Genomic DNA, 21,384 nt, shown 5'->3' on the forward strand with positions numbered 1-21,384 from the left:
CTTGTGCAGGCTCGGAAGGACGCGGGGCTAATTCAGGTTGAGTTGGGCAAGCGTCTCGGACAGCGGCAAACGTTCGTATCGAAGGTTGAACTAGACGAGCGTCGGCTCGATGTTTCTGAATTTATTGCAGTGGTGAGAGCGGTAGGTGCTGATCCGCACGCGATCATAGAAGCGGAGGAAGCTGACTAACGATAGGTGTTGGTTCCTCTGCAAACTGTCTGGGCCGGGAGCTCTCGTCGTTCACATTGCCGTAGTTGCCTTCCAGCAGACGGCACCGACGTTCTCTAATTTCCTTCTGGTTCTGTCTCGAATTGCTATTTGGCGTCTCGAAGCACAACTACACCAGCGATATTCGGTATGTCATCGGCTATGGGAAAGTCGCCACCATCAGCGCGTCGCTCCGCGAGACCCAGTGCGAACTCAACCATCGGATGGAGGCCCAACCGCAGGCCGAATTCGTTCAAATCACCCCCTTCATGCGATGACGCAATGCGGAGTCGCGCAAGTTGGGACGCGACTATCTCCGGCGTCCCGCTACTCCTGGGTCGCGTTTCGCTGCCTCTAGTACACAGCAGGCAATGAAGAGGTACCGAATGGTAGCGATGCACGTCGAACGTTTCGTCTGGGAGCGTTCGGGCAACAGTCGAGGCGTCCGCCAGACTGATACCGAAGCCGAACACCTGATCGGAGTCAGTGGGTTTTAGCGACCCACAATTCTGAGGGACACGGCTGACGTCAGTGACATGGTTATAGAATGCGTAGACGGCTGGTACATTTTGGCTTTGTGCGGTGGCGACCAGTTGGTCGATTTGACGAATTGGCGGGTTCCGTTTGCCGATATTACGATTTATGCCTTGATAAGATTTCTCGGCGTCTTCAAGCCGCTTGGCTTGGACGAGCATAGTTAGTGACTGGCTCACGTCAGCGTTTACGAACGACCATAGCCAGTCTGCGCCGGTCGTTGCCTCCTGCGCTTTGCTGAATGCGACGATCTGCACATGGCCTGGATAGGCAGTTTTTAAGTCGAGCAGAATCGTCTCGGTAATCGTCTCTTCATTGAACGGAAGGGCCGCAACCTTGGCCGCGCCGCGCCTTTTCCAGACCATGCGTGACAAGGTCAAGAGAAACTTCTGTTCTAGGGTGAGACCACTCATGCGAAGCTCCCGTAAAGTTGCCAATCTCTGTCAAATTTTCGCGAAAGTGGCCCAACTACGAGTCATTCTGCTCAGCGGCGAAGAGAACGCTCCACCGTTGTTGAATCTCTCCGATCCCAGCGTTGACGAGTGGTCCAAGAAAATTGGCAGAGTTGTTAACGATTCCCTCCGCAACCTGATCTGCGGCCTCGCCGATGACCTTTCTGCCTAGCGTTTTCAACGCCCCCTTGATAACCGCCTTCGCGCTATTATCGGGTGCGCCGGCATTGACCAGAGCGCCCTTGACCGCTTGGCGTTGACCCTCGGGGATGATGTCCAGGACCAAGTCTGTGATAGTATCCAGAGGTGCGCGGACTAGGGCCGAATTGAACGAAGTGTCGGAAAAATGCCCTATTTCCCGGATTCTATGTCGCATGTGCGCGAGTGTCAGCGGGTTCTCGATCTCCATGACGAAATAGTCGCCATCCTTCGCGAATTTAGTATTAATCAGCGCCTGTTTGATTAGTTCGTCGAGTCTACCCTGAGTATCTCCAGACCGACGTATTTCCAGATCGAAAATAAGTTGCGAGGCTTTTGTTCGAGTGACCTTAAGATCAGTCATAAGACTGTATATCGTCGCTTCCTTTTTTAGGATGCCCAGATTGCGCATAAGATCGAATATTCTCAATTCGCTCTCGCGTTTCGGAAGAGACCCAAATGCCGGTGTCATGAAGTCTTCGAGGAAGCTTGCAATTTCAGCCTTGAGTTCGACTTCCGTTACCTCGACAAGCGCTTGTGTGATGTTCATGTAGCTCCCTCTAAGCTTACCTTCTGCTACCAACTATCTGGTTTGAAAGACACCCAATAGTTAGTCCTGTTCATGAGGGGTAGCAACCCATATGAACAGGCGACAGGTTAAGCGTCCACCGCCGCGCACCCCTTCGACATTGCGATTTCACGCTGCGTCGAATCCGCGCACTGGTAACCCAGCGGTAACCCTGGCCTCTTGCGCCGTTTTTGCGCACAGTGACTTCAACTTGCCTGAAACGCGAAAAAGCCGCGGAATTCCGCGGCTTTTCGTTGCTTGAATTATTGGAGCGGGTGAAGCGATTCGAACGCTCGACCCCAACCTTGGCAAGGTTGTGCTCTACCCCTGAGCTACACCCGCTCGCACGGCCTTACGCCGCAAGCCGCGTTTATATGGCTGAAGAGTACGGCGAATGCAACAGGGAAATCACTGACATTCCAATGGAGGTAATCTAATTCGCCTGGGGCGGCGCTGCGGCAATGGAATTGGGCGCGTGGAGTGTCTTTCAGGCAAATGTCTTGTTTTTGCAGGGCATAGACCGTAAACGGCATGTACCCATTGCGATTCAGAAGGAAACAACATGCCGAAGACCGAAACCGACCTTCTTAATTTTCTTGCCGGTCTGGGCATCGCGGTTTCTACAAAGCGGCACCCTCCACTCCACACGGTTGCGGACTCGCAGGCCATGCGAGGCACTATTGTCGGCGGGCATACGAAAAACCTGTTCTTGAAGGACAAGAAGGATAATTTCTTTCTCGTTACAGTCGATGAAGATGCCGTTGTCGATCTCAAGCAAATCCATCATCTGATCGGTGCTGCCAGCCGGGTGTCGTTCGGCAAGCCTGAAATGCTCATGGCGCTGCTCGGCGTAATACCGGGGGCAGTTACTGTTTTTGGGCTCATCAATGACACCGCGCACAAGGTCAAGGTGGTGCTTGATGAGACTTTGATGCACAATGAGACCATCAACGCCCATCCGTTGACCAATGAGGCGACGACATCGATTGCCACGAGCGACCTCGTAACATTTATCAAAGCGACGGGCCACGAGCCGTTCGTCTTGAAAGTCGCGTCGTGAGCGCCACATTGGAATGTGGAGAGACGCGTATACCCGAACGAGGTTCGCTGAATTCCTGCGTTTGAATTGATTATGAGGGTGGCAATATGAGTGACAGCAATTCGTTTGGAGCGGGTAATCCCTATGCCACGACACTGAGCTATGGTGCCGCTGGCGCCGATGATGGGGCTTTGGTGGCGGGCGCTGTTCCAGCCGATGTGATCAAGGACACGACGACGGCTGATTTTACTGCCGATGTCATTCAGGAATCGCGCCAGCAGCCGGTTCTCGTGGACTTTTGGGCACCTTGGTGCGGACCTTGCAAGCAGCTCACACCGCTTCTTGAAGGCGCTGTCCGAGCCGCCGGCGGGCGGGTCAAGCTGGTCAAGATGAACATTGAAGACCACCCTTCAATTGCCGGGCAACTCGGCGTTCAGTCCATTCCGGCGGTCATTGCCTTCAAGGACGGCCAGCCGGTCGATGGGTTCATGGGCGCTGTGCCAGAGAGCCAGATTCGCGAGTTTATCGAGAAAGTCGGCGGCAAGGACGATGGAAAGTCGCAGATTGCCGAAGCTCTTTCTGCCGCGGAACAGGCGCGCAGCGGCGGTGGCGCGCAGCGGGCTGCAGATATTTACGAAGCAATTCTTCAGCAGGCACCGGAAACGCTGGAAGCCATTGCCGCTCTCGCCGACCTGATGTTCGAAGCGGGTGATAACGAAGGGGCAATCGCCACGCTGGCCCGTGCGCCGGATGACAAGCAGGATGTGCCTGAAATTGCGGCGGTGCGCGCGAAGCTCGCTCTGGCATCGCAGGCCGCCGCGCTTGGCGATCCCAAAGAACTCGAGCGACGCCTCGAACAGGAGCCGAAGGATCATCAGGCAAGGTTCGATCTGGCAATGATACAGAACGATCTGGGTGAGCGGATGGCGGCGGCAGAAAATCTGCTGGCGATTATCAAGGCTGACCGTACGTGGCAGGACGATGGCGCGCGCGCGCAGCTGTTACAATTCTTCGAGGCGTGGGGCATGACTGACGAGGCGACATTGGCGGCCCGCCGGAAATTGTCATCGCTGCTCTTTTCCTGAGTGGCTCGCCTGGCGATCTTGCGAACGCACGAGAATGCGCCAGTTTGCGGTTGCAGCAGCGGTCCTCGATGTTCAGGAGTTGAGTTGCAGGCGAGCGGAGAGTGAGGAATGCGGGCAGGAAATGCACATTACAACCGAGCATCGGATCTGCCGCATACGGTTGCGGTTTTTCCGCTGGAAGGTGCCTTGCTTCTGCCAGAGGGACGGTTGCCCCTCAATATTTTTGAACCCCGTTACCTTCAAATGATCGATCAGGTGTTTGCCGGTGGGCGGCTGATCGGATTGGTTCAACCCAGCCTGGACGGGGCGTTGCGTGACGATGGCGAGCCTGAATTGTGCAAGGTCGGCTGTTTTGGCCGGATCACTTCGCTTGCCGAGAGCGGCGACGGTCGCTATCTGATTGTCTTGCAAGGGGTTTGCCGGTTTCGTGTCGTTCACGAGCTTGCCGCGAAGACACCGTTTCGCCAATGCCGGGTCATGCCCTTTCTTGCAGATCTGGATGAAGTCCAATCCGCGACGGAGATAGACCGCCCTGCCTTACTCAAGGCGTTTCGGGCCTATTTGGAGGCCAATGATCTCGAAGCGGATTGGGAAAGCGTCAGCCGGGCCGACGATGCTATGCTGGTCAATGCGCTGTCGATGATGGCACCATATGGTCCCGCAGAAAAGCAGGCATTGCTGGAAGCGGCAGACCTGAAAACACGGGCTGAAACACTCATTGCCATTACTGAGATGGCTTTGGCGCGCAATAATGAGGATTTCGGGTCAAGTCTTCAATAGGCTGACGGCGCCGATGCGATCGAACCGGCAAAGATGTTGCAGCAGTTTCCACTTTTTGGGAGAGGCTCTAACGCCTGGATTCTGCGTGATATTTCCCGCTTGAACAGCCTCTTCTTCTTCTCAATATTGCATCGCAAATGTCGCAAGTTATTGCATTTGAATGCAAAATATGATTGTATTGAATGATTATTCAACAAAAATAGAGCCCAGCTATGAATTCGCACGCCCGTGATGTGACCGTTCCCGATGACTGGGATCGTCGAGGTTTGCCGGGATGGAGTTACCACAGCGACGCGCTTCTGGAGTTGGAAAAAGAGCACGTTTTTCGCAAGCACTGGCAGATCGTCGGTCATGTTTGCGACGTGCCGAACATTGGCGACTATCTGACAATGGATGTGGTTGGCGAGCGAGCGCTGATCGTGCGTGGCAAGGATGGAGTGGTTCGTGGATTCCACAATATCTGCCGTCATCGTGGCTCGCGTGTGGTGGCTGACAATCAGGGTTCGTGCAAGAATGCGCTTGTCTGTCCTTTTCATGGCTGGGTCTACAATCTCGACGGCACGTTGCGTGGGGCGGCGCGACCGGAATCTTTCCCGGACCTCGACAAAAATGATTTCGGACTGATGGCGCTCGATCTGGAAATCTGGATGGGGTTCATATTCATCCGGTTCCGCAAGGACGGACCGCAGCCGCCGGTGGCAAAATTGCTCGCGCCAATCGAAGCGGAATTTTCGCACTACAATGCTGGTGAGATGGTTCCGTCCTGGGGCATCTCGACCCAGAAAACGCCGGTCAACTGGAAGTCGGTGCGCGATGTCGATAATGAGGGCTATCACGTGGCGATGGCCCATCCGGCGTTACAGGATCTCTACGGATCGACCTATTATGACGAGCCGTTCGTCAGTGGCGTGTCGAGGTCTTACGCGACCTATAATCCGCATGCGGGCAGGCGCTGGAGCGTGCGCAACTATCTGAACATCTCGCCCACGCCGGAGCATTTGCCGGAGGAGTTGAAGAGAGCCTGGGTCTATTTTGGCATCTTCCCCAATGCCGTCTTGTCCGTGATGCCTGAATCCGTGCAGTTTTATCAGGAATTTCCGCTCTCGACAGGCGAAACCCTGTTGCGTGGTGCGGTATATCGCTACCGCAACGAAACGCGTGAACAGGCTGCGGCCCGATATCTCTCATATCGCATTGATCGCGATACGATGGCCGAGGATGTACAGTTGTCGGTGTGGTCGAACGAATCGATGTTGTCGGAGGCGTTTGGCGGTTTCTATCTTTCCGACCTCGAATATGGCGTGCGGACCCATCACGATCATCTGCGCGAAATACTACCGGTCCTGTCGATGGAGACTGCGCCGGATGAGAACAATATGGGGTTGGTGAACGATTCACTGAGGTCGCAAGGCTAGAGCATCGGGCCGAAAAATAATGGTGCCCGGTTTTCGGGATTAGCCGGCGTTCAATCAAAGTGATAGAGCGTCCTTTGTGCGGCTAACTGGACGCACGGCGCTCCAGGGCAATTCGATACCCGAGCGTTGCGAAATGTGAACGTGTCACTCCTCCGGGTTTGGATCGCCTTGAACCGTCGTTTCGTCCTCCGGCTTGTAGAGATAGAGGAACTGCCAGGCGGCATAGCAGGTGGCGGCAAGGGTTATGGTGCCCCAGAAGGGTTGGTTGTTCACCCATTCGATGACTGACCAGATGGCGCAAACGGCAACGATGGCAATTCGCAGCCAAAGTGGCCGATAAAACGGGTCCGAGCGGCTTTTCATTTCGTCGCCTCCATTCTGGCACCCGTGAACGGTTTGCATGAAAATCATGCGCTCACAAGCGTGTTGCCGCACGGAGAATACCACATCGCCGATGGTCTGGATGCGTAACTTCTTACGCGTCGCAAGCCATCTAGCCCGGCTACCCTTCCCACATCCCTTCGTTGCGCAGATCGTCCATCGTGCGCGATATGCCTTCGTGCAGAATTGACACCATATCGTCGATCTGGTCGCGGCTAATGGTGAGCGGTGGCGACATTACACACATATTGATGAGCGGGCGAACGAGTAGGCCGAGTTCATGACAATGCGCATCAATTCGGGTGCCGACATCCTTGTCCAGTTGTAGGCGGTCCTTGCTGTCACGATCGGCAACACATTCGACGCAAGCCATCATGCCCATGCCGCGTACTTCACCAACCAATGGTAACTCTTCGAGCGTCCTTAGCTGCGCCTGGAAATAGGGCATCACATCCTGAGTGTGGGCAAGCAGGCCGTCTTCGAGAATGTCGAGGTTTTTCAGGGCAACCACGCAGCCGATCGGGTGGCTGGTATATGTCAGGCCGTGACCAAATAGAGCATCGGGATGGTTGCAGCGGCGCAATTCCTCAAGCAATCTTTCCGAGATGACGACCCCGCCAAGTGGGAAGTAGCCAGAGGTGACACCCTTGGCAAAGGTAATCATGTCGGGTTCAATGTCGTATACCTCGCCGGAGGCGAAGACGTGACCGAGGCGGCCGAAAGCGGTCACAACCTCATCGGAGATATAAAGGATATCGTTGGCACGGCAGATTTCGCGGATGCGCTTGAGATAGCCGTCCGGTGGCACGATCACGCCGCCTGAAGCCTGAACGGGTTCGCCGACGAAAGCACCGATCTTGTCCGGTCCGATGCGCGTGACGGTATCTCGAAATTCCTCGACGAGAAAATCGCAGAATGCCTCAACGCTCATATCGTGTGGGCGGCGAAACGGATCGGGGCATGACAGCTTGACGACCAGTTCGTTCGCGCCATCCATCCAATCCCAATCGCGCGGGCGGCCATTAAGCGAAGCCGACAGATAGGTTGAGCCGTGATAGGCACCGCCCCTGCTGAGGATCAATTTCTTGTCGGGACGCCCACGCACATTGTTGAAGAACTGCATGAAACGGAGCGCCGTTTCCACTGCGGTGGAGCCGCCGGTAGTGAAAAACACATGGTTGAGATCCCCTGGCGCGTGAGCAGCGATCCGTTGCGCCAGTTCGGCGGATGGCGCGTTCATCGTGTACCAGGGCGTATTGTAGGAAAGCTGCATGGCCTGCTCGTACATGAGGCGTGCCAGTTCCTCGCGGCGATGGCCGACATTGATGCACCACATGCCGGCTGGACCGTCGATCAGTCGCTTGCCTGTGCTGTCGGTGATGTAGATCCCGTCACCCTTGCCGATCAGTGAGCGTGCTTCGGAGCCGACGGAACCGGCATAGGGCCAGGGCTGGATGAGGTGGCGCTTTGCCAGTTCCACGGCGTCGGCTTCGTGTGATCCATCTGTCTTCGATTTGACCAAGTCTCGTGCAGCCGCCATTGTCGCCTCGCCTTTGTAAATCATGATTTTTGCTACATGGTGCTGGTTTACCAAGCAACGGAAAAATCAAGCATCTTTGTCTTATATTGAATGTTCGTTCAATCAATATGACAGAGATTATGCTTGATTTCAATGCGAGAATGCGCTCATGATGGCGGAAAGCCGACAAGCCCGCGGGAACGGGTGGTGGCTCTCCAATGGGGCGGCGCAATGGCAGGACAGATCAAGCAGAGGACGGCATGGAAATCCGGAGCGCTGCAATGGTTGTGACTGCCGAAGGCTCGTCTCGTCGCAGAGACAGGCAAGCGCGAAGACACACGCTCTTCCAGTCCGAATCCTTTCAGGGATTGGCTTTGATCAGCCCGACATTTCTTTATGCGATGATCCTCTTGCTGATGCCGATCCTGGTCGTCATCGCACATTCGTTCTGGACCCAGCATTATCTCACCATAGATCACAGTCTGACGCTCGAAAACTACCGCATCGCGCTTACGGAACCGATCTACCGCGATCTTTTGGGACGCTCGCTCTACATCTCCTTGATGGTCAGCTTTCTGACTGTCCTCATGGCCTATCCGATTGCCTACTACATTTCCTTTTATGGAGGGCGCCACAAAGGGCTTTGGCTGTTCCTCATCACGATTCCGTTCTGGACCAGCTACCTGCTGCGCGTGATGGCCTGGAAGGTCATTCTTGGCTACAACGGTGTGCTGAATTCCGGCCTGCTGGGGCTGGGGATCGTAGATGAGCCCTCGACTGCGCTTCTCTACAATACCAATGCCGTTATCATCACGCTTACCCATGCCTGGGCGGCCTTTGCCATCCTGCCGATCTTCGTCTCGCTGGAAAAGGTGGACCGTACGCTCGTCGAGGCGGCAACGGACCTTGGCGATGGGCCGCTGCGTTCGTTTCTTCGCGTGACCTTGCCGCTTTCGGCTCCCGGCGTTATCTCGGCGCTGCTCATCGTGATGATACCGACCGTCGGGGACTATGTGACGCCCAAGCTCGTCGGCGGCAAGGATGGCGTGATGATTGCCAACGCCATTCAGGTGCAGTTCGGCAAGGCTGCCAACTGGCCGCTCGGCGCTGCTTTGTCGGTTACCACGATGCTGGTTGTCAGCCTGATGGCGCTGGCGGCGGTGTTTATCATTCGCTCTGCATCGAGGATGGCACGATGAGCACTATTCGAAGCAAGCTGCCGGGCGGAACGTGGCTTTCTGTATATGCGCTGATTTACATCGTCTTTCTTTATCTGCCGGTCATTTTCCTGCCAATCTTCTCAATCAATTCGGCCGCGACACCCAAGTTCCCGCTCAGCGGCTACACGCTGAAATGGTATGAGGGGTTGTTGCATACGCCAGCAATGCTCGATGCGGCGTGGAACAGTCTGGTGGTGGGCGTTTCGGCGTCGGTGCTGTCAACGGCGCTGGGCATTCTCGCGGCGCGGGCCATTACGCGTTATCGGTTTCCTGGGCGACGGCCCATTAACGGGCTCATCATGGCACCGCTGGTGCTTCCCGAGATCATCATCGCGATCTCCATGCTTCTGGTGATGCTGCAGCTTGGCCTTAGCCTGTCGCTGTTTACCGTCGTGCTGGGTCATGTGCTGATTTGCATACCCTATTCGATGACGGTCCTGACGTCGGGCTTTGAAGGCTTTGACCGAAGTCTTGAGGAAGCTTCTGCCGATCTTGGCGAGAGCGCTTTCGGCACGTTCCGGCGAGTGACATTGCCGATGGTTTCGCCGGCTATCATTTCCAGCTTGCTGGTTTCCTTTACGATCTCGCTTGACGAATTCATCATCGCTTTCTTCCTTACCGGGACCGATGCGACATTGCCGATCTACATCTGGGGTCAGTTGCGGTTTGCGGCAAAACTCCCCGGCGTTCTGGCGCTGGGCACGCTGCTTCTTGTCGGTTCTTTCTTCATGCTTTCGATTGCGGAAATCCTGCGGCGGCGCGCGGCGCGGCGTTCCAGCAATCAAGGAGGGGTCTATGCCTGATCAAACGATGCCCGAACGAGCCATGATCGATGTCAGAAACGTCACGCGCCGCTATGGGGCATTCAAAGCATTGGATGATGCGAGCCTGACAATCAGGGAGGGAGAATTCTTTTCGCTCCTGGGGCCTTCCGGCTGCGGCAAGACGACCCTTCTTCGTATGATCGCGGGCTTCGACAATCCGACAAGCGGCACCATCGTGGTGGATGGCCAGCCTATGGAGGGCATCCCGGCCAACCGGCGACCAACCAACATGGTCTTCCAAAGCTATGCGATTTTTCCGCACCTCAATGTCGAGCAGAATGTGGCGTATGGGTTAAAGCGCCTGAAACTCGATAATGGAGAAGAAAAGCGGCGGGTGGAAGAAGCACTGGATCAGGTGTCGCTGAGCGGCCTGGGCAAACGCGGTGCGGGAGAGCTTTCCGGCGGCCAGAGGCAGCGTGTGGCATTGGCCCGCGCGCTGGTTATGCGGCCAAAGGTGTTGCTGCTCGATGAGCCGCTTTCGGCACTCGACAAGAAGTTGCGAGAGCAGATGCAGGTGGAGCTGCGCCGTTTGCAACAGGCTGTGGGCATCACCTTCGTGCTTGTCACGCACGATCAATATGAGGCGCTGGCCATGTCGGATCGCATAGCCGTCATGTTCGGCGGCCGGATTGCCCAGATCGCATCACCCAAAGAAATCTACCAGCGTCCGGTCAACCGACAGGTCGCGGATTTCCTGGGTGGCATGAATTTCGTCAAGGCCGAGATCGTTGAAGAAAATGACGCGTCGCTGACTGTCGATACCTTAGGTTTCGGCAGGGTTACGACCGAGCGGCCAACTGCTTTCGCTGGCAGCGGAGAAGGCGCGACGCTGGGAATAAGACCCGAGCGGTTGCGCGTACTTTGGGATGACGACACCGCCGAATTCGAAGTGGCCGGCAAAGTGGTCGAGCGTCATTATTTTGGCGAAATCACCCATTTGATCGTTGAGATACCGGGGCTTGATAATCCGCTTTCCGTGACCGAGACGAATGATTTTGGTGCCGACGATATCCCTGTGGGCACGATGATCCGTCTCGCCTACGATCCTGAAGCACTCGTTGCCATGGCGGATTGAGGGCCGAACCGGCGGCACCTATCCAGAGCCTGATCCTAGTTCAAGCCGGGAGAACATGACCGCAGGAATCGAATCGCGCCTGGCCTTGAGGATCGCTTATCGGCGGTGTGATGAAATACGTGGTGATTCAGGGCGTGCGCCGTATTTCCGGGAACGTCTATGGCATGCTGACGCCGAGCGCCACTTCGCAGAATGTCTTGACCAGTCGAACATCGCGACGCTCGGCCAGAAAGGCGAGGTAATATTTCGTGCGGATATCTTCATCGATAATCTGGACAGTTCTCAGCCGGGGATGCGGCACGAACTCGAAATCGGCGACATAACCTATTCCCAGGCCCTGTTCGACCGCCTTCCAAACGCCTTCACGACTTCCGATCTCCAGCACCGGCTTGACGGTTACCTGCCGGAGTGACAAGGCGCGCTCCATAGCCATGCGTGTCGTTGAACCCTTCTCACGCAATATGACCGGTTGGCCCTCCAGTTCGTCAATCGTGATGCTGCTGCGTTCGAAAAACTTGTGGCCCTCGTGCACGAAAACGACGACCTTGTGCTGGCTATAGCCTGTGGTGGTTACACGCGGGTCGACGTTCACCTCGGCAATCAATCCGACATCTGCTTCATAAGCGACAAGCCGTTCGAAGCTTCTTTGCGAGTTTCCCAGTTGAACGGTGACATTGATGTTCGGATATCTCGCCTTGAACGCTGCAATCATGTCGGTCGCATGAAAGGGACCGACTGCGGCGATGCGCAATGTGCCGGTGTGCAGGCCCATGAACGAGTTCAGCAGCTCGTCAATCTCGGCTGCCTGTTGATGCAGCCTGGCGGTCAGCGAAAAGAGCTGCCTGCCCGCAATCGAAAGCTGCACGGTGCGCCCCGATCGATGGAACAATTCGACCTTGTAGCGCTCTTCAAGCTCTTTCACCTGCGTGGAAAGAGTTGGCTGGCTTACATTTTCGGCGCGCGCCGCTGCAGAAAAACCCTTGTGCAGCGCCACGGCATGGAAGGCGCGAAGTTGCGTTGTAATCATATACTCTGCCTATCGATATGATTGAGAATATATATTTGTTCAATATAATCCCGGGACCTACGGTGTCAACACGACAGCGAAAACTGTCAAGTCGACGCAAGGGAGCGTCCCATGTGGACATATGACAACCCGGTTCGAATTCGGTTCGGCGCACGCGCCCTGGACAGTCTCACCGACATGATCGGCAATCGGCGTTATGCACTCGTCACTTATCCTGATGCATATTTCCGCGAACTGGCCGGCACGCTTGCGCACAGTGCCGGTGCTCCCGCCATCGTTATAGATGACGTCGCGCCCAACCCGGATTTCCAACTCCTGGAAAAACAATGCGCCCGCTTCGCAACGCTTGCCGAGCAGCCGCAAGTCATTATCGCGCTCGGCGGCGGTTCCGTTATCGACTCGGCCAAGGTGTTTGCTGCTGCGGGCGGCGATTTCGCAAAGGTTCGGCGCTTTCTTGAAACCAAACAGGGAGAGGATGAACTTACGGCGACGCCCATCATCGCGGTCCCGACTACGGCTGGCACCGGCAGCGAGGTAACCTGCTGGGCGACAGTCTGGGATGTCGAACGCGCCAAGAAATTTTCACTGGCGAGCACCAGGCTCTATCCCGAGACGGCCATAGTCGATCCCGTTCTCATGCTCGGCAAACCGCTTGGCCTGACATTGCCAACCGCGCTGGACGCGCTCTCGCACGCACTGGAGAGTATTTGGAATGTCAACGCCAATCCGATCTCGGCGCGCCATGCTGTTGCTGCGGCTCGAATTATCCTCGACAAGCTTCCCAAGCTTGTCACGGATCTCGGTAATCTTGATCTGCGCACCGACATTGCGCAGGCATCGCTGCTGGCCGGACTTGCCTTTTCAAATACGAAAACAGCGATTGCCCATAATATATCCTATCCGATCACACTTGGATGGGGCGTGCAGCACGGCGTCGCCTGTTCGTTCACCTTGCCGATTGTCCTTCGTTCGGTCATCGGCATTGGCGGTTTCCGGGAAAGCTGCTTGCAGGAAATATTTGGTGCCGACCTGGAGCAGGGCGCAGAAGACCTCAAGGCTTTCCTTGTGGCTCTTGGCATCGGAACGCAATTCTCAGACCACGGAATACCGTCAAACCGTTGGCCTGGCATCATCGATGAGGCATTTGCCGGCGAGAGGGGCCGCAATTTCATCGGTAACAAGGACCGATTTCTGGCCGCAGCGAACAACTCTCGCTAGGCAATTACCAAGTAACAAGAAGAACGGTGGCACGACACACAAGCCGTCTCAATCCAATGGAGGAATAGCATGCTCAACTTGTTGAAGACATATAGTGTCGCCCTTATGGGGACCGCGGCATACGTACTCGCAGTGATCGGCTCTGCGCAGGCAGCCGAATGCAAGGATCCGGTCGCCTTGCGATTTTCGATGATCCCGACTGAAGAAACCACCCAGGAACTGGCGCTTTACAAGCCGATGGTCGACAAGCTCAAGGAAGCGACCGGCAAGAAAGTTGAGTTCTACCTTCCCACGTCCTATGCGTCGGTCATCGAAGCCATGCTGAGCGGCTGGGTCGATGTCGGCATGTTTGGACCCGAATCCTACGTGATCGCGCATGAGAAGGACCCGTCGATCGAGGTTTTCGCGACTTACTCGAAAAGCAAGGGCCATTTTCAGGAAGCAGGTCCCGGCTACAAGGCAGTGCTCGTTGCGCGTGCCGACTCCGGCTACAAGTCGATCGACGATCTCAAGGGAACTGTCCTCGGTCTGACGGACCCGGCGAGCACGTCCGGCAATCTGCTGCCAAGATCGCTGTTCACCAAGGAAATTGATGGCGCCAAACTTGAGGATTATTTTTCGCGTGTTGTCTATACGGGAGGACACGACCTGTCGGCTACGGCGGTGCTCAAGAAACAGGTTGATTCAGCCTTCGTAGCGACGCATCGGCTGGACAATGTAATTGATCGCGGGCTCGCCAAGGTGGAAGACTACACCGTCTTGTGGACCTCGCCGATGGTTCCGCTCGATCCGTTTGCCATGAGCTCCAAGCTCTGCCCGGATCTCAAGGAGAAAATCGCGAATGCTTTCCTGACGCTCGATAAGAGCGATGAGGGTCGTCAATATCTCAAGAACGTCAATGCTGACCGGTTCGTTGCGATGAAAGATTCCGACTATGACATCATACGGCAACTGAAGCCGGAATAAGTCGATCGAAAGCATGGCACACTGTGTCAGCTCACCGATACTTCCTGCGCCCGCTCCTGCTTCGGCAGGAGCGGGTAAACAAGGAGCCGAATAATGTCAGTGCTCTCCGTGGAGAACCTCCGGGTCCGCTATTCGGAAAAGCTGCCGGAAATTCTAAAGGGCGTCAGTTTCAAGGTCGAACGCGATGATTTTCTCGCGATTATCGGACCGAGCGGCGCAGGCAAGTCGACACTGATACGTTGTATCAACCGACTGGTAGAGCCCAGCCAGGGTTCGATCATGTTGTTTGGAAACGACGTTTGCACCCTGAAAAATCGGGACATGCGCGCATTGCGACGCAACGTCGGAATGATATTTCAGGAATTCAATCTCATCAACCGTATGTCGGTGATGGATAATGTGCTGTCAGGCCGGTTGGGATACACGGGAAACCTGCGCAGTTTCTTGCGCCAATTCCCGCGCAAGGATATCGAGCGGGCTCTTGAGCTTCTGGAGCGTGTCGGTCTCAGCGACCACGTGAACAAACGCGCCGACGAACTCAGTGGCGGCCAGCGTCAACGCGTCGGTATCGCTCGCGCGCTGATGCAGGAGCCAAAATTGCTCCTTCTGGACGAGCCAACCTCGGCTCTCGATCCGAAAATTTCGCGCGAGGTGATGGCCCTCATCAGGGAAATCGCCAAGGAACTGAACGTTCCCGCCCTGTGCAACATTCACGACGTCCAGCTGGCGAAGGAATTCTGCAACCGTATTGTCGGCTTGCAGGACGGCATCAAGAAATTCGACGGTGCGACGCATACGCTGTGCGACGAAAACCTCGAAGAAATCTACGCAATGGAGGTGCTTTGAGCCATGACCGCCTCCTTCATCGCCGCTGATCGCGCAACCCTTCAAATGGACATGGCTCGCAAGCGTCACTTGCGCATGGCCATCGCGGCTGCCGTATTTCTGGCCTTCACATTGTGGTGCCTGCACGGCACCATCATCGAGGACACCGACTGGTCGCGCATCGGTGGCGCTGACGGTGTTCTGGGTTCTGCTGCGCGCTACGCCAGCCTCGATCTTGGCCTTTTTCCAGAGCTGATAATTCCGACAATCGAGACCTTTATGGTCGCCTGCATCGGCACCTTGTTCGGGTGTCTGTTTTCGCTTCCCGTTGCCTGGTTCGGTGCGGCCAATGTTACGCCAAGCCGCTATTTTCTCTACCCGGTCGGTCGCTTTCTCATGGTGCTCAGCAGGTCGGTTCACGAAATCGTCTGGGCTCTCATCTTTGTCAGCGCCGTTGGTCTGGGCGCGCTTCCGGGCATTCTCGCAATCGCCATGCGCTCTGTCGGCTTTATTTCGAAGATCACCGCCGAAGCAATCGAGAATATCGATCGCAAGCCCGTCGATGCCATTCGAGCCGTCGGCGGCAATGATTTCCAGGTCATGTATTTCGGGATACTTCCGCAGATTTATCCTGTGGTGCTCGCCACTGTCATTTTCGAGTGGGACATCAACATACGCCGGTCGGCCGTCATGGGTCTCGTCGGTGCCGGCGGGCTGGGGCTGGCGTTCTTCCGGCAAATGAACAGCTTCAACTATGGTGGCGTCACGATGGTCATCCTGGCCATCCTGCTGTTGATCCTTATCGGCGAATTTGTGTCCCACTACCTGCGAAAAGCGGTGATCTGAGGAGGGGCAGATGGCAATGACAGATACAGAAAAATTACCAATAGCCCGCCCACAACGGACCTGGTCGCGCTACAATTCATCCGAAACGCTGATGCGTCAGGGAACGATACTTGTCGTCCTCACATTCATCGGTTACTCGCTCTACTTCCTGAACGTGGATCTGGGCAGGGTATTGGGTGCCTTTGGCGGCCTGTTCAGGGTCATATCTGACCGCTACTATCCGCCGGAACTCGATTACATTGCCGATCACGGATATCTTGCGTCAATTCTCGACACTCTGCAGATGTCATTTCTGGGCGCGACCATCGGTGTCGTCCTGGCACTTCCGCTCGCATGGTTTTCCGCACATAACGTCTCGCCCGACCGTCGTCTGCTTTTTCCGCTGGGGCGCCTGGGCGTCATCTCCTGCCGGGCGATCCACGAAACAATCTGGACAATTCTTTTTGTCTCGATCCTGGGATTTGGCATGCTCGCCGGTGTCAGTGCGCTGACGATGTTCTGCATCGGCTTCGCGGGGAAGCTGTTCGCCGACGAAATCGAAGCTGTTGATCCCGGCCCGATCGACGCCATGCGCGCGGCAGGTGCCAACAAGTTGCAGGTATTCTTGTGGGCGGTCATTCCGCAGGTGCGCGTCGCCTTCACGGGAATCGCCATCTACACCTGGGATGTCGCGTTTCGCGCGGCCACCGTTGTCGGCTTTTTTGGCGGGGGCGGCATGGGCCTGTATCTCAAAAAGAACATTCAGCAGCTCGAAACCACGAAGGTTTCGGCGATCATCCTGTCGATCATCGCCGTGGTTCTGGTTGCAGAATTCATTTCCGGCTGGCTCAGAGCGCGCGTCAGTCGCGCTGCCTAGCTGGCCTCACAGACCGGCTCATTCAATGCGGCCAACAACAGATCGCGTGCCGTCGGCTCTTCGCCGCACGCGTGAGAACAAGGGAAAATCGTTATGACCAAACAGACATCGAGCAGCGTCAACGCCAATGATCGCATCTATGCATGGCCGAAGGTGCCGGCGATTGCGATTTGCCTCGACGGGTGCGAACCGGCCTATCTTGACGTGGCCATTGCAGAAGGTTTGATGCCGACGTTGAAAAAGATGCGGGAAACCGGAACCGAACGTCGCGCTCATTCCGTCATTCCCTCGTTCACCAACCCGAACAATTTGTCGATCGCCACGGGCCGTCCGCCGATCGTCCACGGTATCTGCGGCAACTTTCTCTATGATCCGGACACCGGTCAGGAAGTCATGATGAACGACGTGCGCTTCCTACGTGCGCCAACGGTTTTCAAGCAGTTCTACGAGGCCGGTGCCAGGGTTGCCGTCGTCACGGCCAAGGACAAGCTGCGCGCACTCCTCGGAGCCGGGCTGTCCTTTGATGAAGATCGTGCAATCTGCTTTTCGGCTGAAAAATCCGATACCACGACTGTCGCGGAACACGGCGTCAACAACGCCTCCACATGGCTGGGGCGCGCTGTTCCCGAGGTCTATTCGGCCGAACTCAGCGAGTTCGTCTTCGCTGCCGGCGTAAAGCTTCTGAGGGAATGGAAGCCGGATGTCATGTACCTGACAACCACCGACTATGTGCAGCACAAATACGCGCCTGAAGACCCGCAAGCCAAAGCTTTCTACGCAATGTTCGACAAATATCTTGCCGAACTTGATGCGCTGGGCGCGGCCATCGTGGTGACGGCAGACCACGGAATGAAGCCGAAACACCTGGCTGATGGGTCGCCAGCGGTGATCTATGTTCAGGAACTGATGGATGAATGGCTGGGCAAAGGTGTTGCCCGCGTCATTTTGCCAATCACAGATCCCTATGTGGTGCACCACGGTGCCTTGGGCTCGTTTGCGACCGCATATCTGCCCGAAGGCGTCGACAAGTTACAAGTGATGGAGAAGCTGCGGGCAATCCCCGGAATCACCGACGTTCTGGACAAGCAGGACGCCATTCATCGTTTCGAACTTCCAGGCGACAGAATCGGCGATATCGTGATGCTCTCCAGCGCCGGACTGGCCATCGGCACCTCGGCGGATCGCCACGATCTGGCGGCGCTGAAAGAACCGTTGCGCAGCCACGGTGGCCTTGCCGAGCAGGAAGTTCCATTCATCGTGAACCGTGTGATCGATCTGCCTTCGGCACCGAAGTTGCGCAATTTCGACGCGTTTTTCTATGCCGTCAGCGCTGCTGCATCGTGAGGGCGTGACATGCTGACAAAATCGTCCCCGATCGAAATCAGACATGAGACCATGCGCATTGCTGGCCGCAAGGTTGACTGCAAGGCCCGTGTACCGGTCCACCATCCCTACACCGACGAGGTGATCGGTTCGGTCCCCGCAGGCACGAGCGAACATATATGCGAAGCTTTCGAAATCGCCGCAATCTACGTGCCGAAACTGACCAGGTATGAGCGTCAGAAAATCCTGCTGAATGTTGCGAAGATCATCGACGAACGAAAATCGTCACTGGCTCCGCTCATCACTGCGGAACTGGGGATCTCGCTCAAGGACAGCCTGTATGAGTGTGGGCGCGCTTTCGATGTGTTCACGCTGGCAGGCCAGATGTGCATCCATGACGATGGTGAGATTTTCTCCTGCGATCTGACCCCGCACGGCAAGGCGCGCAAGATATTCACGACACGCGAGCCGCTTCGTGCAATCTCTGCGATCACGCCCTTCAACCATCCCCTGAACATGGTCAGCCACAAGATCGCGCCGGCCATCGCGACCAACAATTGCATCGTCGTGAAACCGACGGAACTGACGCCGCTGACAGCATTGTGGCTGGCGGATGCGTTGTACGAGGCGGGGTTGCCGCCGGAAATGCTTTCGGTCGTGACCGGCTGGCCGCAGGACATTGGCGATGAAATGGTCACCAATTCGAATATCGACCTCGTAACCTTCACCGGTGGCGTTCCGGTCGGCAAAATGATTGCGGCCAAGGCGGTTTACAAGCGACAGGTTCTTGAGTTGGGCGGCAACGATCCGCTCATCATCTGCAATGATCTGTCGGACGATGATCTTGCCCGGGCCGCCGATCTGGCCGTGGCAGGCGCGACCAAGAATTCCGGCCAGCGCTGCACTGCGGTCAAACGCATATTGTGCCAGGAAAGCGTTGCTGACCGGTTCGTGCCGCTTGTCGAGGAGCGCGCCCGAAAGATCACTTTTGGAAACCCGTTCGACGCTGCCGTGGATTTGGGTACAGTGGTTCACGCACTAGCGGCTGAAACATTCGAAAATCGCGTTTACGCTGCGGAAAACATGGGCGCGAAGATCCTCTACAAGCCCGAACGGCAGGGCGCGCTGCTGCCACCGATTGTCGTGGATCATGTGCCGCATGAGAGCGAACTCGTGATGGAAGAGACATTTGGTCCCGTCATCCCGGTTATCAGAGTATCGGATGATGATGAAACTGTTCGACGCATCTCGAATTCGACGGCCTTCGGGCTCTCGGCCGGTGTCTGTACAAACGACTATAGCCGGATGCAGGCATATATCACCGGTCTCGATGTAGGCACCGTAAACATCTGGGAAGTGCCCGGCTACCGGATCGAGATGTCCCCGTTCGGCGGCATCAAGGACAGCGGTAACGGTTACAAGGAAGGCATCATCGAAGCGATGAAATCCTACACCAACATCAAGACTTTCTCGCTACCCTGGGGTTGAACGAAGGCCGCATCATGCTGGCGTAAAATCGAACCTCACCTGTCATTGTCTGAGAAACTGCTGCACACTTTTGGGCGACATGCACTAGGCGGCGGATTGTTCCAGATGCGCAATCGAACGCTGTAAAGCATCGAAGCATGCCGGATCAATTGCCGAGCCGACATCGCCAGCCATGATTTCAAGCGCTTTTGAAACCGGCATCGGACCTCGATATGGCCGCTCCGCTGTAAGCGCATCGAAAATATCTGCTGTTGTGACGATCCTGGTGTCGAGATCGATCGCGTCGCCTTGCAGGCCACGCGGATAACCTTTTCCGTCCAGTCTTTCGTGATGTGCGCCCGCAATGATCGAAAGCTCGCGAAATGCATCTATGCGCGAAAGGATGATCTCACCCAATGCGGGATGATGGCGTATGGCGGCCCATTCCGCATCATCCAGCTTGGCCGGCTTGTCGAGGATCTGGTTGGACACACCCATTTTCCCGATGTCATGAAGCAGTGCGGCGCGCTTGAGGCGCCTGCGTCGCTGGTCGTCCAACCCAAGCGCCTCGGCGATCATATCGGTGAACAGCGCGACCCGCTCGCTGTGGCCGTTGGTGAAAGGAGATTTTGCGTCCACTACCTTGGCGAAGGCGGCTGCGATATCGTCGAGATAATCGTCGTCTATCGCCAAACGGTCGTCGGATGGAGAAAGGTCCACCACCGCCAACCCCAGTTCGGGAGAGTCGAGCATGGTCCAGAAGTTCGGCGCTTTTGCCGCGCGCTCGCATGCCTCGACGAGACGTGGATCGAACCAGCTATCGGCGCGTTCGCGCAGCTCGCGAAGCGCACCGGCGCTGCCGCTATTTGCATAAAAGACATCGGCTATCTGGGCAATCAGCGCAATGCGCGCCAGAATGGATATGTCCTCTCCCTTAAGTCCGGCTGGATGGCCGGCACCGTTCCAGTGCTCATCAAGGTCCATTACACCCTGCGCCACCGGCTCGGGAAACCGCATCTGCCGCACTGATTTCTGCGCCTGTCTGGCAACGTGTCTGGAATAGTTCGTTGACGATGGTGCCGCCATTCATCGCGATGTTGAGCAGCGCCCTGAAGCGCTCAGCCAATTTCGCCTTCATCCCGGTTTGTGACAATACGAACCGCAATATCTGCGGCAGGCTGTCATTTACCAGATGAAAATCCTGTTTGAGTGCGATGTCGTCAGCGAGATAAAGACGGCAAATACGTGCAGCGTTGCTGCTGCACCCGACATCTTTCAAAAGAAGCGTGTAGTAGAGGTGCGATAACTGCTCTTCGGGAAGCCCGATCTCGCGGCCAATGTGGAAACCGATCCAGCAGGCGCGGACACAATGGCCGGTCGGATGTCCTTCGCTAATGTCGAGCGCATAACTCAGTGCACTGACGAGTTCGGAAAGCCCGATGCCTTCTTTTGGCGATATCTTGTTCGATATTCGCATATCATTGCCACCCTGACACCGTCGGATGAAGCACGTAACCACTTAATTTTCTGTTTCGGCCTCGAGAACAGGGATGTTCGCT

The 21,384-nt window shown here is 56.1% G+C and carries 20 protein-coding genes, 1 tRNA gene and 1 pseudogene; 15 read left to right on the forward strand and 7 right to left on the reverse strand.

What is annotated here, in order from left to right; translation table 11 throughout:
- Window positions 1–3: 3 nt before the first annotated feature.
- Complete coding sequence (locus AC0L7S_RS07840; RefSeq protein WP_473474224.1) at window positions 4–189, forward strand: helix-turn-helix domain-containing protein; 186 nt, start codon at window positions 4–6, stop codon at window positions 187–189.
- A gap of 125 nt (window positions 190–314) precedes the next feature.
- Here AC0L7S_RS07840 and AC0L7S_RS07845 read toward each other — a convergent pair whose 3' ends face one another.
- From AC0L7S_RS07845 to AC0L7S_RS07855, 3 genes are all read right to left on the reverse strand, one after another.
- Window positions 315–1,154: a DUF6615 family protein gene (locus AC0L7S_RS07845; protein WP_473473816.1), complete on the reverse strand. Its 840-nt coding sequence runs from the start codon at window positions 1,152–1,154 to the stop codon at window positions 315–317.
- A gap of 55 nt (window positions 1,155–1,209) precedes the next feature.
- A complete protein-coding gene (locus AC0L7S_RS07850) occupies window positions 1,210–1,941 on the reverse strand; it encodes a hypothetical protein (protein WP_473473817.1) in 732 nt (243 codons plus the stop codon).
- Between the two features lie 285 nt (window positions 1,942–2,226).
- A tRNA-Gly gene (locus AC0L7S_RS07855) sits at window positions 2,227–2,301 on the reverse strand.
- A 220-nt stretch (window positions 2,302–2,521) separates the two neighbouring features.
- Between AC0L7S_RS07855 and AC0L7S_RS07860 the strand changes: the two genes are divergently transcribed.
- From AC0L7S_RS07860 to AC0L7S_RS07875, 4 genes are all read left to right on the forward strand, one after another.
- Entirely contained in the window at window positions 2,522–3,019 is a 498-nt protein-coding gene (locus AC0L7S_RS07860) for a prolyl-tRNA synthetase associated domain-containing protein (RefSeq protein ID WP_473473818.1), read from the forward strand.
- Window positions 3,020–3,105: 86 nt separating this feature from the next.
- Window positions 3,106–4,083 carry a thioredoxin gene (trxA, locus tag AC0L7S_RS07865; RefSeq protein ID WP_473473819.1) on the forward strand — a complete coding sequence of 326 codons (978 nt, stop codon included), beginning with the start codon at window positions 3,106–3,108 and terminating at the stop codon, window positions 4,081–4,083.
- Window positions 4,084–4,191: 108 nt separating this feature from the next.
- Window positions 4,192–4,863: an LON peptidase substrate-binding domain-containing protein gene (locus AC0L7S_RS07870; RefSeq protein WP_473473820.1), complete on the forward strand. Its 672-nt coding sequence runs from the start codon at window positions 4,192–4,194 to the stop codon at window positions 4,861–4,863.
- A gap of 212 nt (window positions 4,864–5,075) precedes the next feature.
- Window positions 5,076–6,278, forward strand: a complete 1,203-nt coding sequence (locus AC0L7S_RS07875) for an aromatic ring-hydroxylating oxygenase subunit alpha (protein WP_473473821.1) — start codon at window positions 5,076–5,078, stop codon at window positions 6,276–6,278.
- Between the two features lie 144 nt (window positions 6,279–6,422).
- On the opposite strand, the gene AC0L7S_RS07880 is transcribed toward AC0L7S_RS07875, so the two are convergent.
- Together AC0L7S_RS07880 and AC0L7S_RS07885 are read right to left on the reverse strand one after the other, a co-directional pair.
- Entirely contained in the window at window positions 6,423–6,641 is a 219-nt protein-coding gene (locus AC0L7S_RS07880) for a DUF3329 domain-containing protein (protein WP_473473822.1), read from the reverse strand.
- 139 nt (window positions 6,642–6,780) lie between these two features.
- Window positions 6,781–8,199 (reverse strand): aminotransferase, encoded by a 1,419-nt coding sequence (locus AC0L7S_RS07885; protein WP_473474225.1) that lies wholly within the window; start codon window positions 8,197–8,199, stop codon window positions 6,781–6,783.
- A 260-nt stretch (window positions 8,200–8,459) separates the two neighbouring features.
- Here AC0L7S_RS07885 and AC0L7S_RS07890 point away from each other — a divergent pair, with 260 nt between their 5' ends.
- From AC0L7S_RS07890 to AC0L7S_RS07900, 3 genes are read left to right on the forward strand one after another with little or no spacing between them, the layout of a single operon-like run.
- A complete protein-coding gene (locus AC0L7S_RS07890) occupies window positions 8,460–9,377 on the forward strand; it encodes an ABC transporter permease (RefSeq protein WP_473473823.1) in 918 nt (305 codons plus the stop codon).
- A complete protein-coding gene (locus AC0L7S_RS07895) occupies window positions 9,374–10,201 on the forward strand; it encodes an ABC transporter permease (RefSeq protein ID WP_473473824.1) in 828 nt (275 codons plus the stop codon). The genes AC0L7S_RS07890 and AC0L7S_RS07895 overlap by 4 nt, the downstream gene beginning before the upstream one ends.
- 22 nt (window positions 10,202–10,223) lie before the next feature.
- Window positions 10,224–11,297, forward strand: a complete 1,074-nt coding sequence (locus tag AC0L7S_RS07900) for an ABC transporter ATP-binding protein (RefSeq protein WP_473474226.1) — start codon at window positions 10,224–10,226, stop codon at window positions 11,295–11,297.
- Window positions 11,298–11,454: 157 nt separating this feature from the next.
- Here AC0L7S_RS07900 and AC0L7S_RS07905 read toward each other — a convergent pair whose 3' ends face one another.
- Window positions 11,455–12,324, reverse strand: coding sequence for a LysR substrate-binding domain-containing protein (locus tag AC0L7S_RS07905; RefSeq protein WP_473473825.1), 870 nt, complete (start codon window positions 12,322–12,324; stop codon window positions 11,455–11,457).
- Between the two features lie 111 nt (window positions 12,325–12,435).
- Between AC0L7S_RS07905 and psrA the strand changes: the two genes are divergently transcribed.
- The 7 genes from psrA (at window position 12,436) to phnY (ending at window position 19,846) form a co-directional block, all read left to right on the forward strand.
- Window positions 12,436–13,542 carry an iron-containing alcohol dehydrogenase PsrA gene (psrA, locus tag AC0L7S_RS07910; protein ID WP_473473826.1) on the forward strand — a complete coding sequence of 369 codons (1,107 nt, stop codon included), beginning with the start codon at window positions 12,436–12,438 and terminating at the stop codon, window positions 13,540–13,542.
- 69 nt (window positions 13,543–13,611) lie between these two features.
- Window positions 13,612–14,508 (forward strand): phosphate/phosphite/phosphonate ABC transporter substrate-binding protein, encoded by an 897-nt coding sequence (locus tag AC0L7S_RS07915; protein WP_473473827.1) that lies wholly within the window; start codon window positions 13,612–13,614, stop codon window positions 14,506–14,508.
- Between the two features lie 93 nt (window positions 14,509–14,601).
- On the forward strand, window positions 14,602–15,354 hold the full coding sequence (gene phnC / locus AC0L7S_RS07920; protein WP_473473828.1) for a phosphonate ABC transporter ATP-binding protein: 753 nt from the start codon (window positions 14,602–14,604) through the stop codon (window positions 15,352–15,354).
- 3 nt (window positions 15,355–15,357) lie between these two features.
- Entirely contained in the window at window positions 15,358–16,179 is an 822-nt protein-coding gene (gene phnE, locus AC0L7S_RS07925; protein ID WP_473473829.1) for a phosphonate ABC transporter, permease protein PhnE, read from the forward strand.
- 10 nt (window positions 16,180–16,189) lie between these two features.
- Entirely contained in the window at window positions 16,190–17,035 is an 846-nt protein-coding gene (gene phnE / locus AC0L7S_RS07930) for a phosphonate ABC transporter, permease protein PhnE (RefSeq protein WP_473473830.1), read from the forward strand.
- Window positions 17,036–17,128: 93 nt separating this feature from the next.
- Entirely contained in the window at window positions 17,129–18,379 is a 1,251-nt protein-coding gene (phnA, locus tag AC0L7S_RS07935; protein WP_473473831.1) for a phosphonoacetate hydrolase, read from the forward strand.
- 9 nt (window positions 18,380–18,388) lie between these two features.
- Window positions 18,389–19,846, forward strand: a complete 1,458-nt coding sequence (phnY, locus tag AC0L7S_RS07940) for a phosphonoacetaldehyde dehydrogenase (RefSeq protein WP_473473832.1) — start codon at window positions 18,389–18,391, stop codon at window positions 19,844–19,846.
- 84 nt (window positions 19,847–19,930) lie between these two features.
- Here the strand turns inward: phnY and AC0L7S_RS07945 are convergent.
- Window positions 19,931–21,302, reverse strand: a pseudogene (locus AC0L7S_RS07945) (HD-GYP domain-containing protein).
- Between the last annotated feature and the right edge of the window lie 82 nt (window positions 21,303–21,384).

This window comes from Mesorhizobium sp. G2-6-1 (assembly GCF_055809095.1).

What these genes read in the sequence shown, in the direction of transcription:
- AC0L7S_RS07845 (WP_473473816.1), bottom strand. Translation starts at nt 1,154, where the DNA reads ATGAGTGGTCTCACCCTAGAACAGAAGTTTCTCTTGACCTTGTCACGC.
- AC0L7S_RS07850 (WP_473473817.1), bottom strand. Translation starts at nt 1,941, where the DNA reads ATGAACATCACACAAGCGCTTGTCGAGGTAACGGAAGTCGAACTCAAG.
- AC0L7S_RS07860 (WP_473473818.1), top strand. Translation starts at nt 2,522, where the DNA reads ATGCCGAAGACCGAAACCGACCTTCTTAATTTTCTTGCCGGTCTGGGC.
- trxA (WP_473473819.1), top strand. Translation starts at nt 3,106, where the DNA reads ATGAGTGACAGCAATTCGTTTGGAGCGGGTAATCCCTATGCCACGACA.
- AC0L7S_RS07870 (WP_473473820.1), top strand. Translation starts at nt 4,192, where the DNA reads ATGCGGGCAGGAAATGCACATTACAACCGAGCATCGGATCTGCCGCAT.
- AC0L7S_RS07875 (WP_473473821.1), top strand. Translation starts at nt 5,076, where the DNA reads ATGAATTCGCACGCCCGTGATGTGACCGTTCCCGATGACTGGGATCGT.
- AC0L7S_RS07880 (WP_473473822.1), bottom strand. Translation starts at nt 6,641, where the DNA reads ATGAAAAGCCGCTCGGACCCGTTTTATCGGCCACTTTGGCTGCGAATT.
- AC0L7S_RS07885 (WP_473474225.1), bottom strand. Translation starts at nt 8,199, where the DNA reads ATGGCGGCTGCACGAGACTTGGTCAAATCGAAGACAGATGGATCACAC.
- AC0L7S_RS07890 (WP_473473823.1), top strand. Translation starts at nt 8,460, where the DNA reads ATGGTTGTGACTGCCGAAGGCTCGTCTCGTCGCAGAGACAGGCAAGCG.
- AC0L7S_RS07895 (WP_473473824.1), top strand. Translation starts at nt 9,374, where the DNA reads ATGAGCACTATTCGAAGCAAGCTGCCGGGCGGAACGTGGCTTTCTGTA.
- AC0L7S_RS07900 (WP_473474226.1), top strand. Translation starts at nt 10,224, where the DNA reads ATGATCGATGTCAGAAACGTCACGCGCCGCTATGGGGCATTCAAAGCA.
- AC0L7S_RS07905 (WP_473473825.1), bottom strand. Translation starts at nt 12,324, where the DNA reads ATGATTACAACGCAACTTCGCGCCTTCCATGCCGTGGCGCTGCACAAG.
- psrA (WP_473473826.1), top strand. Translation starts at nt 12,436, where the DNA reads ATGTGGACATATGACAACCCGGTTCGAATTCGGTTCGGCGCACGCGCC.
- AC0L7S_RS07915 (WP_473473827.1), top strand. Translation starts at nt 13,612, where the DNA reads ATGCTCAACTTGTTGAAGACATATAGTGTCGCCCTTATGGGGACCGCG.
- phnC (WP_473473828.1), top strand. Translation starts at nt 14,602, where the DNA reads ATGTCAGTGCTCTCCGTGGAGAACCTCCGGGTCCGCTATTCGGAAAAG.
- phnE (WP_473473829.1), top strand. Translation starts at nt 15,358, where the DNA reads ATGACCGCCTCCTTCATCGCCGCTGATCGCGCAACCCTTCAAATGGAC.
- phnE (WP_473473830.1), top strand. Translation starts at nt 16,190, where the DNA reads ATGGCAATGACAGATACAGAAAAATTACCAATAGCCCGCCCACAACGG.
- phnA (WP_473473831.1), top strand. Translation starts at nt 17,129, where the DNA reads ATGACCAAACAGACATCGAGCAGCGTCAACGCCAATGATCGCATCTAT.
- phnY (WP_473473832.1), top strand. Translation starts at nt 18,389, where the DNA reads ATGCTGACAAAATCGTCCCCGATCGAAATCAGACATGAGACCATGCGC.